Raw genomic sequence first — 14,375 nt, 5'->3', positions numbered from 1 at the left:
CGGGCAAAAGATTTTGGCCGCTCGCCACTTTGTTGCATAATCGCCACAATGCGTTGCATAGATGTTACGCAGACCATGGCGACGAACGACAAGATGACGCTACAGGCTCCGACATTGGCCGGACCGCTTTTTCGCAAGGCAGGCAGCCGTGATCCACGGCGGCTGCTGGCCATGCCCGGCGTTATCGCGATCGCCGGCGCGCTGCTGACGGCGGCCGTTTCCTTCGCGATTCTGGTCGGCGTCACGCCGATCACGCCCGACGAATCGACCACGCTGGTGCTGATCGGCGTCAACGCCGTCTTCATCCTGTGCCTGATGGCGCTGATCGGCCGCGAAGTGCACCGCATCCTGATGGCGCGGCGTACCGGGCGAGCGGCGTCGCGGCTGCATGTGCGGATCGTCGCGATGTTCGCGCTGGTGGCCGCCATTCCCGCCATCATGGTGGCGATCGTCGCTTCGGTGACGCTCAACATCGGCCTCGACCGATGGTTCGAGATCCGCACCAAGACGATCGTCAATTCCTCGCTGTCGATCGCCGACGCCTATGTGCAGGAAAACGCCCGCAACCTGCAGGGTACGACGCTGTCCATGGCCTTCGACCTCGACAACGCCCGCCAGCTCTACGGTCTCGACCGCACTGGCTTCCTCGACCTGCTCAACAAGGAAGCCATCGGCAGAGGGCTGGCGCACGCGGCTCTGGTGAAGCCGGACGGCTCGTACGTCATGAGCGCCAAGACGAACACCGACTTCCCCATGCCCGAGCCGCCTGAAGGCTCGATCCAGGAAGCGGAGAACGGCCGGCCGCTGCTGATCGCGCCCGAAACCCGCAACATCATGGGCGCCATCATCAAGCTGAAGGAACTGGACGGGCTGTTCCTCTACACGATCAAGTTGGTCGATCCCGAGGTAATCAAGGCGCGTGCCATCGTGCGGGCCAACACCGACGAATATCGCGGCCTTGAGAAGAACCGGCGCACCTCGCAGGTCGCCTTCGCGCTTCCCTATCTGTCGTTGACGCTGATCATCATCCTTTCGGCCGTCTGGACCGGTATCGCCGTGGCGGACCGGCTGGTGCGGCCGATCCGCCAGCTTATCGGCGCCGCCGACGAGGTCGCGACCGGCAATCTGGACGTCTCCGTGCCGGTGCGGCCTTCCGACGGCGACGTGGCCTACCTCGGCGATACCTTCAACAACATGCTGCTCGAACTGAAATCACAGCGCAACGAGTTGCTGTCGGCCAAGGACCTGATCGACGAGCGCCGCCGGTTCTCCGAAGCGGTTCTGGAAGGGGTGACGGCGGGCGTCATCGGCGTCGATTCCAACGGCACGATCACCATCGTCAACCGCTCCGCAGAGACGATGCTGGCCACCTCGTCTGCGGCGGCACTCGGCAAGAACCTGTCCGCCATCCTGCCGCATGTCGGGCGTGTGTTCGAGATCGGCCGCAAGTCCGGCAGGCCGGTCTATCGCGAGCAGGTCACCTTCTTCCGCACAGGGGCCGAGCGTACCTTCAACGTGCAGGTGACGGTGGAGCAGGCGGAGGGTGACGTCGACGACACCTCCTACGTGGTGACGGTGGACGACATCACCGATCTCGTACAGGCCCAGCGCTCGTCCGCATGGGCCGACGTGGCGCGGCGCATCGCCCACGAGATCAAGAACCCGCTGACCCCCATCCAGCTGTCGGCCGAGCGCATCCGCCGCCGCTACGGCAAGGTCATCACCGAAGACCGCGAAGTCTTCGACCAGTGCACCGACACCATCATCCGGCAGGTCGAGGATATCGGGCGCATGGTGGATGAATTCTCGGCCTTCGCGCGCATGCCGAAGCCCGAGATGAAAGCCATCGACCTGCGCGAGCCGCTGCGCGAGGCATCGTTCCTTGTCGAGGTCAGCCGTCCCGACATTACCTTCGAGCGCGATTTCGGCGACGAGCCGCTCAAGGGCACGTTCGACAGCCGGCTTCTGGCGCAGGCTTTCGGCAACGTCGTCAAGAACGCCGCCGAGGCGATGGAAGGGATCGATTGGAAGGACGGCGACCGTGGCGTCATCCGGGTGCGGGCGCGGCGCGAGGGCGATGCCTATCGGGTCGACGTCATCGACAACGGCAAGGGATTGCCGCGCGAAAGTCGCCAGCGCCTGCTGGAGCCTTATATGACGACGCGCGAGAAAGGCACCGGCCTCGGCCTCGCCATCGTCAAGAAGATCGTCGAGGACCATGGCGGGCGATTGGAACTCCACGACGCACCGGCGGATTTCCACGGTGGGCGAGGGGCCATGATCAGCATGATCGTGCCCGCCGCAGCACCTGGCGCTGGGCGGCACACACAAGAACGAGAAACTGAAAAGGTCGACAATGGCGTCTGATATTCTCATCGTCGATGACGAGGAAGACATCCGCGAACTGGTCGCCGGTATCCTGAGCGACGAGGGACACGAAACCCGCACCGCGCACGATGCCGACAGTGCGCTGGCCGCGATCGCGGAGCGCGCGCCGCGGCTGATCTTCCTCGACATCTGGCTGCAAGGTTCGCGTCTGGACGGGCTGGCGCTGCTCGACGAGATTAAGACCTTGCACCCGAACCTGCCTGTGGTGATGATTTCCGGGCACGGCAACATCGAGACGGCGGTATCGGCCATCCGGCGCGGCGCCTACGATTTCATCGAAAAGCCGTTCAAGGCGGACCGTCTGATCCTTGTCGCCGAGCGTGCGCTGGAGACGTCCAAGCTCAAGCGTGAGGTGTCCGACCTCAGGCAGCGCAGCGGCGAGACGTTCGACCTGATCGGCATGTCCTCGGCGATGAGCCAACTGCGCCAGACCATCGAGCGTGTCGCGCCGACCAACAGCCGCGTGATGATCGTCGGGCCGTCGGGTTCCGGCAAGGAACTGACCGCACGCGCCATCCACGCGCTGTCGGCGCGCAAGAGCGGGCCGTTCGTGACGCTTTCGGCCGCGACCATCACGCCCGAGCGCATGGAGATCGAGCTGTTCGGCACCGAATCCAACGGCACCGAGCGCAAGGTCGGCGCGCTGGAAGAGGCGCATCGCGGCATCCTCTACATCGACGAGGTCGCCGACATGCCGCGCGAGACGCAGAACAAGATCCTGCGCGTGCTGGTCGAGCAGCAGTTCGAGCGGGTAGGGGGCACCAAGCGGGTCAAGGTGGACGTGCGCATCATCTCCTCGACCTCACAGAACCTGGAGGCGATGATCGCGGAGGCCCGTTTCCGCGAGGACCTTTACCATCGTCTCGCCGTCGTGCCGGTGACGGTTCCGGGCCTTGCCGAACGGCGCGAGGACATTCCCTATCTGGTCGACAATTTCATGAAACAGATCGCCCGCCAGACGGGCATCCGGCCGCGCCGCATCGCCGACGACGCGATGGCGGTGCTGCAGGCTCACAACTGGCCGGGCAACGTGCGGCAGCTTCGCAACAACATCGAGCGGCTGATGATCCTGACGCGCAGCGACGACGTCGATGCGCCGATCACCGCCGATCTGCTCCCCTCCGAGATCGGCGACGTCATGCCGCGCACGCCCAACCAGTCGGACCAGCACATCATGGCGCTGCCGCTGCGCGAGGCGCGCGAGCAGTTCGAGAAGGACTACCTTGTGGCGCAGATCAATCGCTTCGGCGGCAACATCTCCAAGACGGCCGAGTTCATCGGCATGGAGCGCTCGGCGCTGCATCGGAAATTGAAGTCGCTGGGGGTGTGAGCGAACTGGGAGCCCTTTGCTGGCCTATCCGCTTCCACCTTGTCCCGTTCCACCCTATTCGCTACTCCCTATTCGCTATTCGTTCTCTCAGGTGAGTCCATGCCGCGCATTGCCTATGTCAACGGACGCTATGTCGTCCACCGCGACGCCTGTGTGCATATCGAGGATCGCGGTTATCAGTTCGGCGACGGCGTCTACGAAGTCTGCGAGGTGACGCGGGGTTTCGTCGTCGATACGGTCCGCCATCTCGACCGGTTGAACCGTTCGCTGAGCGAATTGTCGATGGCGTGGCCGATGGCGCGCAAGGCGCTGGTTGTCGTCATGCGCGAGGTGATCCGGCGCAACGGGGTCGTCAACGGCCTCGTCTACGTGCAGGTCACGCGCGGCGTCGCCGGTCGCGATTTCGTCTTTCCATCGCCGGATACGCCGCCGTCGCTGGTGGTGATCGCGCGCAAATTCAACATGGATACGGTTGCCAAGCGGGTCGAGAACGGGCTGAAGGTTATCACCGTGCCGGAGAACCGCTGGGATCGCGTCGACATCAAGTCGACCGGCCTGCTGCCGAACGTGCTCGCCAAGCAGAAGGCGAAGGAAGCGGGTTGCCAGGAAGCCTGGTTCATCGATACCGACGGCATGGTCAAGGAAGGCGGTTCGTCCAATGCCTGGATCGTCACCAGGGACGGCGTACTGGTGACGCGACCGGCCGACCACGGCATCCTGCGCGGTATCACCCGCACGACCATGTTCGACGTCGCCGAAAAGCTCGGGCTGAAGATAGAGGAGCGCAAGTTCTCGGTCGCCGAGGCCAAGGCTGCGCGCGAAGTGTTTATCAGTTCGGCAACGACCATCGCCATGCCGATAGTTGAAATCGACGGCGCGACGATCGCCAACGGCCATCCGGGCTCCATTACACTTTCGTTACGGCAGGCGTTTTTTGACGTTGCGGAAAAAATTAAGGCCTGATAACCGCTTAAGTGGAATGAACATCAATCTATCTCGTTCTGCTTGTCGTGAAGAACGACGAGGGGGTTTGTGCGCTTGACATGCGCCCGGTATTTTGGCGCAGTGGCAGACAAATCGAAGGGGATCGGCGAAAGACCAGAACAATGGCAGAGCGTTCTCAAAATCTTCAGGACTTGTTCCTGAACTCTGTTCGCAAGAGCAAGAATCCACTGACGATCTTTCTCATCAACGGCGTGAAGCTGACCGGTGTGGTGACCTCGTTCGACAATTTCTGCGTGCTTCTGCGCCGCGACGGTCATTCGCAACTCGTCTACAAGCATGCCATATCCACGATCATGCCGAGCCAGCCGGTTCAGATGTTCGATGGTGAGGAAAGCCAAGGCGGCTAATTGACATCACGTCATGACGAGGCGGGCCGCGAGGCCCGCGCAAGATCGGCACAGGACAATGGCACGGACCGCAAGACGGCGATTCGCGCCGTGGTCATCGTGCCGGTTCTGACGCGCCAGCCCCGCGGCGAGGACGACGACGCCTCCCGCCCACGCCTTTCCCGTTCGGCCGATGCACGCCGCGACGAAGCGGTGGGGCTCGCCCGCGCCATCGACCTCGATCCCGTCCATGCGGCCGTCGTCACGGTCAACGACCCGCGTCCGGCCACGCTTCTCGGCACCGGCAAGGTGGCCGAGTTCGCGGAAATCGTGAAGGACAGCAAGGCGGACCTGGTTATCGTCGACCATCCGCTGACGCCGGTGCAGCAGCGCAATCTCGAAAAAGAACTGAACACCAAGGTGCTCGACCGCACCGGGCTGATTCTCGAAATCTTCGGCGAGCGCGCGCGCACGAAGGAAGGCGCCTTGCAGGTCGAGCTTGCGCATCTGAACTACCAGAAGGGGCGGCTGGTGCGTTCCTGGACGCACCTGGAGCGCCAGCGTGGCGGCGCCGGCTTCCTCGGCGGTCCGGGCGAAACGCAGATCGAGGCCGACCGCCGTGTCCTGCAGGACAAGATCGTCAAGCTGAAGCGCGAACTGGAAACGGTGCGCCGCACCCGCGATCTGCACCGCGCCAAGCGCAAGAAGGTGCCGTTTCCGGTGGTCGCCATCGTCGGCTACACCAACGCCGGCAAGTCGACGCTGTTCAACCGGCTGACCGGGGCAGGGGTGCTCGCGGAGAACATGCTGTTCGCCACGCTCGACCCGACCTTGCGGCGCCTTCGCCTGCCGCATGGCACGCCTGTCATCCTGTCGGACACCGTTGGTTTCATCTCTGACCTGCCTACCCATCTGGTCGCCGCTTTCCGCGCCACGCTGGAAGAGGTGGTCGAGGCCGACCTCGTGCTGCATGTGCGTGACATTTCCGACCCCGACACGGCGGCCCAGGCCGAGGACGTGGAGCAGATCCTGGCCGATCTCGGCGTCGACGCGCAGGATTCCAAGCGTGTCGTCGAAGTGTGGAACAAGGTCGACCTTCTGGACGAGGATCACCGTGCCCGCCTGCTGGAAGACGACGCTGCGCGCAAGCGCCCGCCCGTTGCCATATCGGCGATTACCGGCGAGGGGCTGGACACGCTGATGGAGACGATCGAGGCGCATGTCTCGGGAGAACTCAGCCCGCTCACGGTGACGCTGACGCCTGCCCAACTCGGTCTGATCGACTGGCTCTATCGCAACGGTGACGTGACCCGGCGCACCGACAACGAGGATGGCAGCGTGACGCTCACGCTGCTTGCCACGCAAAACGCCCGCGAGGAAATCGAAAGCCGGCTGCGGGGCAGGGCATAGAGCGGTTCTGATTTTAGCGGAATCGGCAGAACCGCTCTATCTCTTTGTTTTAGCCGCATTTCCGTACGCAAAACCGTTTCACACTTTTGCTGGAAATGCTCTTGCTGCCGCTTCAGCGGCCCTTGGCTTGCTGCCAGAGCGCTTCCATTTCCTCCAGCGTTGCCTCGTCGAGCGAGCGTCCGGACGCTTCCAGCGCCTGTTCGACATGATGGAAGCGGGAGCGGAATTTCTCGTTGGTGCCTGAAAGGGCGGCTTCCGAATCGAGTTTGAGGTGACGGCCGAGATTGACGAAGGCGAACAGCACGTCGCCGAACTCGTCCTTGATCGCGGTCGTATCGCCGCTGGCGAGCGCCTCGCGCAGCTCGCCGATCTCCTCCTCGATCTTGTCGAGGATGGGTGCGGCCTCGCTCCAGTCGAAGCCGACGCGGGCGGCCTTTTCCTGGAGCTTCAGCGCACGCGTCAGAGCGGGCAGGGCGACCGGCACCGAATCGAGAAAACCCTTGCCGTGATCCTCTGGGTCGAGGCCGCGGGCGAGGCGGGCGGCGCGCTTCTCGGCCTTCTCCTCGGCCTTGATCTTTTCCCACATGCCCTTGGCCATGCCGGCGCTGCGCGCCTTATCGTCGCCGAAGACGTGCGGATGGCGGCGGATCATCTTCCTGGTGATCGCCTCGACGACATCGCCGAAGTCGAACTCGTCGATCTCCTCGGCCATGCGGGCGTGGTAGACGACCTGCAGCAGCAGATCGCCGGCTTCCTCGCGCAGGTTGTCGAGGTCGTTGCGGGCGATGGCGTCGGCGACCTCGTAGGCTTCCTCGATGGTATAGGGCGCGATAGTGGAAAAGGTCTGCTCGACGTCCCACGGACAGCCGGTGCCCGGCGCGCGCAGCGCCGCCATGATCTCGATCAGCCGGGAAATGTCGCGGGAAGGTTCCATCGGCGGATGCTATCGCGGCATCCGCGGTGCGGCTATTGCGGAGCGGCGGCGGCGGCCATGTTGTCCACAGCCGCCGCCGCTATCAGTCAAGCACCGAGACGACGGCCTTGGCCAACTCTTCCAGTCCGTTCTCCGGCAGACCGGCGACGTTGATACGGCTGTCGCCGACCATATAGACGGCATGCTCCTCGCGCAGGCGCTGCACCTGGCTTTCCGTCAGGCCCAGCCGCGAGAACATGCCGCGATGGCCGGCGATGAAATCGAACCTGTCGGAGTTGGACTGGCGGCGCAGCGCCTCGGCGAAACGCTGCCTGAGCGAAAGCATGCGCTGGCGCATGTCTTCCAACTCGGCCTGCCAGTCGGCGCGCAGGGCAGGATCCTGCAAGACCATGCGCACGGCGGCGGCGCCATGGTCCGGCGGCATGGAATAGAGCGTGCGTGCGCCGGCGAGCATCTGGCTCGAGGCGATGTCGGCTTGTGCGGCATTCGCCGTCATGACCATGGCTGCACCGACGCGATCGCGATAGACGGCGAAGTTCTTCGAGCAGCTTGCCGCCACGACCATCTCTGGCACCTTGGCGGCAACGATGCGCAGGCCTTCGGCATCGGCATCGAGGCCGTCGCCAAAACCCTGATAGGCGATGTCGATGAACGGCAGCAGGTTCTTTTCAACCAGCAGGTCGGCAACGGCCGTCCACTGGCTGGCGTCGAGATTGGCGCCCGTCGGATTGTGGCAACAGCCATGCAGCAGGATCACATCGCCTGCGGGCGCGCCCTTCAGCGCCGCCAGCATGGCGTCGAAACGAACGGTTCCGGTCTCGGCATCGAAATAGGGGTATTCCCGAACCTGGAGTCCCGCGGCGCGCAGGATCGCGATGTGGTTCACCCATGTCGGGTCCGACACCCATACGGTCGCGTTCGGCCGGGCGTGCTTCAACAGTTCGGCGACGAGCCTGAGCGCGCCGGAGCCGCCAGGCGTCTGTGCGGCGCGGATGCGCGTCGTATCGGCGTTCGCGCCGAAGACGAGTTTCGCCATTGCCTCGTTGAAAGCCGTGTCACCGGCGAGCCCGAGATAGGACTTGCTGTCCTGACCGGCGAGCAGTTGCTTCTCGGCTTCGCGCACGGCACGCATGACCGGCGTCCTGCCGGCGCTGTCCTTGTAGACGCCGACACCGAGATCGACCTTGTTCGGGCGCTCATCGGCACGGTAGAGCCCGATCAGGGCGAGGATCTTGTCGGCTGGGGCGGGCTTCAGGTCTTCGAACATGGAGAGGCTTTCAGCGTTCGGCGTTGCGTGATGGAGCGCCGGTTGGAGGCAGGGGCTTGATACGCAAATCGGCGCGGTTGCGCCAGCGCCTTTGCGTCTCGGCTTCCTCATAGATCAAAGTCGCATAAGATAGATTATGGAACTAAAGAATGGCCGAAACTGCCGGGGGTAGCGCCACCTTGTTCGCAAACCGGCATTTCGCCGACGCAATTGCCTATGCACTCAAATCCGCCACCGTGGCGCGTGCCGCCGCGATGAGCGCGCTTGGCTCGGCCGAGAAGACGGCGTCATGCGCGCCGGCGGCGGCCCACACGACATCGAACGCCAGCAGCGACTGGTCGGCGAAGACCGGGATCGTGATGAGATGACCGAGCGGCGAAACGCCGCCGATGGCGAAGCCCGTCTCGTCGCGAATGTGACGCGGATCGGCGCGTTTCAGCGGGTCGCCGGCCAATTCCGCAGCCTTGGCCAGATCGAGCTGGTTGCTGCCGGAGACCAGAAACAGGAAGAGCTTCCCGCTCGTTTCTCCCTGGAACACCAGCGATTTGACGATCTGGGCGACCGTGCAGCCGCATTGCGTAGCCGCTTCCTCGGCCGTGCGCGTAGAAGCGCCCATGCGCCGGACCTCGATGGCGAGCCCGGCATCAGAGGCCGCCTGCGTCACGCGTTCGATGCTTCCAGCCATGAAGTTTCTCGTCCTTCATTCTGATTCATAAGGGATTTCGATCGTCATGCCGTCATAGGCCGGCTCTACCTCGCTCGGCGTCTCCGCCATCACGGTCGCGTAGTCCAGCGGAACGTGCATGTGGGTCAGAACGGCCCGTTTCGGCGCCAGCCTGCCGATCCATTCGAGCGCTTCGGCAAGCGAGAAATGGCTGGGATGCGGCTTGTATTGCAGTGCGTCGATCACCAGCACGTCTAACCTCGTCAGGCGCGCGGCGGTCGCATCGGGAAAGGCACTGACATCGGGGCAATAAGCGAGGCTGCCGATGCGGAAGCCGAGCGAGACGATGTCACCGTGGACCTGCGGCAGCGGCTCGAAGGTGAGGGGACCGCCCTCTCCTTCTATTGTCAGCAGCCGGTCGTGCTCGATCGTATGGGCCAGCAGGATCGGCGGATAGGAACTGCCCGGCGGCGTCTCGAAGCAATAGCCGAAGCCTTCGCGCAGCCGCGCCAGCGTCGGCCTGTCGGCATGGATATCCATCATCCTGCGCTGCTCCAACACGAAGCTGCGCAAGTCGTCGATGCCGTGGATATGGTCGGCGTGCGGATGCGTGTAGATGACTGAATCGATGCGATCGACTTCGGCCATCAGCATCTGCTGGCGGAAATCCGGGCCGGTGTCGATGACGACACGCGTGGTGCCGTTTGCCGAGACGCGCTCGGCCATCGCGGCGCAGCGCATGCGCCGGTTCTTCGGATTGGCCGGATCGCAGTTGCCCCAGTCGCCGGTGATGCGCGGCGTGCCGGGCGAGGAGCCGCAGCCGAGGATCGTCAGGCGCAGGCGGTCTCCACCTTGGGCGGCCATTTCAGGCGCCCTGCCCGACCGGCCCGGATATGGGCGGCTTCGGCATTTTTGAAAACAGCCGGAAGAAATTCTCCGTGGTGATCCGGGCGATCTCGTCGGCCGTGACGCCGATCGACTCGGCCAGAACCTTCGCCGTTTCCACCACGAAGGACGGTTCGTTACGCTGACCGCGATGCGGCACGGGTGCGAGGTAAGGTGCATCCGTCTCAACCAGCAGACGGTCGCGCGGAACCTGCGCCGCGATGGCGCGCAGTTCGGTGGAATTCTTGAAGGTCAGGATGCCGGAGAAGGAAACGTAGCCACCCAGCGCCACGCCCACTTCGGCAAGCCGCCGCCCTGAGGAAAAGCAATGCAGGATGAAGGGGAAAGCCCCCTTCCCCGTTTCATCCTCGAGGATGGCGGCGACGTCGTCGTCGGCGCTGCGCGCATGGATGACCAGCGGCAGGCCCGTCTCGCGAGCGGCAGCGATGTGGGTGCGGAAGCCGGATGCCTGGGCATCGCGCGGTGCGTGGTCGTAATGATAGTCCAGGCCGACCTCGCCGATGGCGACGACCTTCGGGTGTGCGGAGAGGCGGACAAGATCGTCAGCCGTGACGTCCAGTTCCTCGGCGGCGTTGTGCGGATGAGTGCCGACGGAGCAATAGACGACGTCGTAAGATTCCGCGATTTCAATTAGTTGCTGAAAACGCTTCACGCGCGTCGAGATCGTCACCATGCGCCCGACCCCGGCGGCGAGGGCGCGGGCGACGATCGCCGCCCGCTCCTCGGCAAAGTCCGGAAAGTCGAGATGGCAATGGCTGTCGACCAGCATCACGCGCTCGCTTCCGGCTGCTCGACATAGCGCGGGAAGACCGGCTGCGGCGCCGGCAGAGCCGTTCCGACAATCAGGGCGTGGCCGGCGGCGACATGCTCGAATCGGCGCCTGTCGGCCGGCACCGCCAGCAGGTCGAGCAGCTTTTCCGCCGATCCCGGAATGTAGGGCTGGCAAAGGATCGCCACCCGCCGGATCGTCTCGGCCGTCGTCCACAGCACCGTTTCCATGCGCGCCGGGTCGGTCTTCTTCAGCGCCCACGGTTCCTGCGCGGCGAAATAGCGGTTGGCCTCCGCGACGACGCCGAAGATGGCCGCCAGCGCGTGATGGATGCCCTGCTCCGCCATCGCCTCTCGCGCCGTGGCCAGCGCCGCCTCGGCCTGCGTCAGGATCGCCTTGTCGGCGTCGGCAAGCTCGCCCTGTTTCGGCACGACACCGCCGCAGTTCTTGGCGATCATCGACAGCGAGCGTTGCGCCAGGTTGCCGAGGTCGTTGGCGAGATCGGCGTTGGTCCGGTTGACGATCGCTTCGTGGCTGTAGCTGCCGTCCTGGCCGAAAGGCACCTCGCGCAGGAAGAAATAGCGCACCTGGTCGAGCCCGTAATGCTCGACCATGGTGAACGGGTCGATGACGTTGCCGAGCGACTTCGACATCTTCTCGCCGCGGTTGAACAGGAAGCCGTGGCCGAAGACGCGCTTCGGCAATTCGATGCCGGCCGACATCAGGAACGCCGGCCAGTAGATGGCGTGGAAGCGCACGATATCCTTGCCGATGATGTGGGCGTCCGCTGGCCAGAAACGCCATTTGTCAGCGTTTTCATCCGGATATCCGGCAGCCGTGATGTAGTTCGTGAGGGCGTCGACCCACACATACATCACATGCTTTTCGTCGCCCGGCACCGGCACGCCCCAGTCGAAGGTGGTGCGCGAGATCGACAAATCCTTCAGGCCGGCTTTGACGAAGCTGACGACCTCGTTGCGGCGCTCGGATGGGCCGATGAAATCCGGCTGGCTGTCGTAGAGGGCCAGAAGTCTGTCCTGATAGGCCGAAAGGCGGAAGAAATAGCTCTCCTCCTCCACCCACTCCACCGGCGTGCCCTGTGGCCCGTAGCGCACGTTGTCGGCTCGGACTTCCGTTTCCTCCTCGCCGTAATAGGCTTCGTCGCGCACGGAATACCAGCCGGCATAGCCGCCCTTGTAGATGTCGCCGTTGTCGGCCATGGCCTTCCAGATCGCCTGTGAGGCGGCGTAGTGGCGCTTTTCCGTGGTGCGGATGAAGTCGTCGTTGGACGAGTTCAGGGCTTTCGCCATGCGCTGGAACTCGGCGGCGTTGCGGTCGGCCAGTTCGCGCGCCGAAATGCCTTCCTTCCGCGCGGTCTGGAGCATCTTGATGCCGTGCTCGTCGGTACCGGTAAGGAAGAAGACGTCCTTGCCGTCGAGGCGCTGGAAGCGGGCCAGCGCGTCGGTCGCGATCAGCTCGTAGGCATGACCGATATGCGGCTTGCCGTTGGGATAGGAAATGGCGGTGGTGATGTAGAAGGTTTCGCGGGACATGGAGGGGCCGTCATGAATGCCTGAATGAAGTTGAGCGTGAAGTATCGCATCGGGACGGCGATTGCCATCCCGGCGGAAGCGTCACATTCGCCCCGAGAAATCCGGGCGCATTACGGAATTCAGGCGGTCGATCATGCCGAGTGCGTGCTGCTTCTTGTCGAGGTTGTATGTCTCGGTTTCAGATATGGCATTTGCCGCGTCGTGCCAAGCGTCGGACAGCGATTTCGCCAGGCCGAGATCTCCCGCGATGGCGGCTTCGCTCGCTTTCTCCGACAACAGGTCGAGGACGCGGCGGTTGAAGATGTCGAACTGGATCGCCTGATCGCGCCCGGCGACGGCATCCGCCAATCTGTGCGCGCCGGCGATATCCGGGCGTTTCGCGCCCGTCAGCGCGTCCAGAGCCTGCGCGATCTCCAATCCGCCGTATTGCGTGAGCAGGATGGCGGCACGCGCACTGCCCCCTGCCCGCTCGGCGAGTGCTGTACGAGCGGCCGGATCGTCCGGCGGCGCCGCCTCGGTAGCCTCCAGCACCGACAGCAGGTCGTCCTCCCCGAGCGGACCGAGCCGCACCATCTGGCAGCGCGAGCGGATCGTCGGCAACAGGCTGCCAGGCGCATGGACGATCAGAATGAACACTGTGCGTGCAGGCGGCTCTTCAAGATTCTTTAGCAAGGCGTTGGCAGCATTGGTGTTCATGTCGTCAGCCGGATCGACGATGACGACCCGGTAGCCGCCGTCGTGCGAGGTCAGCGACAGGAACTGGCCGACCTTGCGTATCTCGTCGACGGCGACGACGGTCTTGAAACGCTTGCTCCGCTCGTCGAACGGCCGGGTGAGATGCAGCACCGAAGGGTGAGCGCCGCTGGCGATCTGGCGGAACAGCGAGGAGGCCGGGTCGGGTGACGCCAGCTCGGCCGGCGCCTCGGCGGCCTTCGGATATTTCAGAAGATGATGCGCCAGATGGAAGGCCAGCGTCGCCTTGCCGATGCCGGGTGGCCCGGCGAGGATCAGCGCATGCGGCAGCTTGCCGGCACGATAGGCCTGGGCCAGCATCGCTGTGACGGCGGCATGGCCGACAAGACGCGGGTTCTCGGCCGGCTCCGGGACGCCGTCCAGCGTATCGTGCTGCTGCGGGGCTAGGCGTTCGAAAATCATGCCGGCGCCGCCTGCCGGGCGGGCAGCCTTGCGGCCAGTGCGGCGAACACGCTGTCGGTGATAGCGTCCTCGACGGCGTCCGCGCTCGCGGCCGCATCGATCACCCTGCAGCGTCCGGGCTCCGCTTTCGCGATGGCAAGGAAAGCCTCGCGACGGCGCTCGTGAATGGAAAGCGTTTCCTTCTCGAACCGGTCCGGCCCGTCGGCTGCCGCACGCCGGGCGTTGGCGCGGCGCAATCCCTCCGCCGCATCAAGGTCGAGGATCAGCGTCAGGTCCGGCACCATGCCGTTGATCGCTACGGCCTCCAGCTCCTGCATGAAGGCCGGATCCAGCCCGCCGGTCACGCCCTGGTAGACGCGCGAGGAATCCATGAAACGGTCGCACAGCACGATGGCGCCGCGTTCCACCGCAGGCCGAATGACCTGCTCGACATGATCGGAGCGGGCGGCGGCGAACAGCAGCGCCTCCATCTTCGGGCCGAACGGCTCTGCCGCACCCGAAAGCAGGATATGCCGCACGGCCTCGGCGCCGGGCGAGCCGCCGGGTTCGCGGGTAACCACCACGTCATATTTCTTGGCGCGAAGCTTGCGCGCAAGCCGCTGGATCTGCGTCGACTTGCCGGCTCCCTCCCCGCCTTCGAACGTGATGAAGAATCCCTTGGCCACTGG

General features: G+C 64.4%; 13 protein-coding genes. 5 read left to right on the top strand and 8 right to left on the bottom strand.

Going from position 1 to position 14,375, the window contains the following annotated elements:
- The first annotated feature begins 93 nt into the window (after positions 1 to 93).
- From FGU64_RS03685 to hflX, 5 genes are all read left to right on the top strand, one after another.
- The gene (locus tag FGU64_RS03685; protein ID WP_180375696.1) at positions 94 to 2,367 is read left to right on the top strand and encodes a PAS domain-containing sensor histidine kinase; all 2,274 of its coding nucleotides are present in this window, start codon (positions 94 to 96) and stop codon (positions 2,365 to 2,367) included.
- Positions 2,357 to 3,718 carry a sigma-54 dependent transcriptional regulator gene (locus tag FGU64_RS03680; protein WP_136353776.1) on the top strand — a complete coding sequence of 454 codons (1,362 nt, stop codon included), beginning with the start codon at positions 2,357 to 2,359 and terminating at the stop codon, positions 3,716 to 3,718. The genes FGU64_RS03685 and FGU64_RS03680 overlap by 11 nt, the downstream gene beginning before the upstream one ends.
- Before the next feature lie 99 nt (positions 3,719 to 3,817).
- The gene (locus tag FGU64_RS03675) at positions 3,818 to 4,681 is read left to right on the top strand and encodes a D-amino-acid transaminase (RefSeq protein WP_139950926.1); all 864 of its coding nucleotides are present in this window, start codon (positions 3,818 to 3,820) and stop codon (positions 4,679 to 4,681) included.
- Positions 4,682 to 4,824: 143 nt separating this feature from the next.
- Entirely contained in the window at positions 4,825 to 5,070 is a 246-nt protein-coding gene (hfq, locus tag FGU64_RS03670; protein WP_018428055.1) for an RNA chaperone Hfq, read from the top strand.
- 81 nt (positions 5,071 to 5,151) lie between these two features.
- Positions 5,152 to 6,459, top strand: a complete 1,308-nt coding sequence (gene hflX, locus FGU64_RS03665; protein WP_246671319.1) for a GTPase HflX — start codon at positions 5,152 to 5,154, stop codon at positions 6,457 to 6,459.
- 112 nt (positions 6,460 to 6,571) lie between these two features.
- On the opposite strand, the gene mazG is transcribed toward hflX, so the two are convergent.
- The 8 genes from mazG to tmk form a co-directional block, all read right to left on the bottom strand.
- Positions 6,572 to 7,393 carry a nucleoside triphosphate pyrophosphohydrolase gene (mazG, locus tag FGU64_RS03660; protein ID WP_139950924.1) on the bottom strand — a complete coding sequence of 274 codons (822 nt, stop codon included), beginning with the start codon at positions 7,391 to 7,393 and terminating at the stop codon, positions 6,572 to 6,574.
- A gap of 82 nt (positions 7,394 to 7,475) precedes the next feature.
- On the bottom strand, positions 7,476 to 8,660 hold the full coding sequence (locus tag FGU64_RS03655) for an amino acid aminotransferase (protein WP_139950923.1): 1,185 nt from the start codon (positions 8,658 to 8,660) through the stop codon (positions 7,476 to 7,478).
- Positions 8,661 to 8,874: 214 nt separating this feature from the next.
- Entirely contained in the window at positions 8,875 to 9,345 is a 471-nt protein-coding gene (locus tag FGU64_RS03650) for a YbaK/EbsC family protein (RefSeq protein WP_139950922.1), read from the bottom strand.
- 15 nt (positions 9,346 to 9,360) lie between these two features.
- Positions 9,361 to 10,188, bottom strand: a complete 828-nt coding sequence (locus FGU64_RS03645) for an MBL fold metallo-hydrolase (RefSeq protein WP_139950921.1) — start codon at positions 10,186 to 10,188, stop codon at positions 9,361 to 9,363.
- Between the two features lies 1 nt (position 10,189).
- Positions 10,190 to 10,999: a TatD family hydrolase gene (locus FGU64_RS03640; RefSeq protein WP_139955256.1), complete on the bottom strand. Its 810-nt coding sequence runs from the start codon at positions 10,997 to 10,999 to the stop codon at positions 10,190 to 10,192.
- Entirely contained in the window at positions 10,999 to 12,552 is a 1,554-nt protein-coding gene (gene metG, locus FGU64_RS03635; RefSeq protein WP_139950920.1) for a methionine--tRNA ligase, read from the bottom strand. The genes FGU64_RS03640 and metG overlap by 1 nt, the downstream gene beginning before the upstream one ends.
- Positions 12,553 to 12,633: 81 nt before the next feature.
- Positions 12,634 to 13,707 (bottom strand): DNA polymerase III subunit delta', encoded by a 1,074-nt coding sequence (locus FGU64_RS03630; RefSeq protein ID WP_139950919.1) that lies wholly within the window; start codon positions 13,705 to 13,707, stop codon positions 12,634 to 12,636.
- On the bottom strand, positions 13,704 to 14,372 hold the full coding sequence (gene tmk, locus FGU64_RS03625) for a dTMP kinase (RefSeq protein ID WP_139950918.1): 669 nt from the start codon (positions 14,370 to 14,372) through the stop codon (positions 13,704 to 13,706). Before tmk ends, FGU64_RS03630 begins: the two co-directional genes overlap by 4 nt.
- Positions 14,373 to 14,375 lie beyond the last annotated feature (3 nt).

Origin of the sequence: Mesorhizobium sp. 8, assembly GCF_006351905.1 — a bacterium.
GTDB lineage: Bacteria > Pseudomonadota > Alphaproteobacteria > Rhizobiales > Rhizobiaceae > Mesorhizobium > Mesorhizobium composti.
This window is presented reverse-complemented; position numbering and strand designations above follow the sequence as displayed.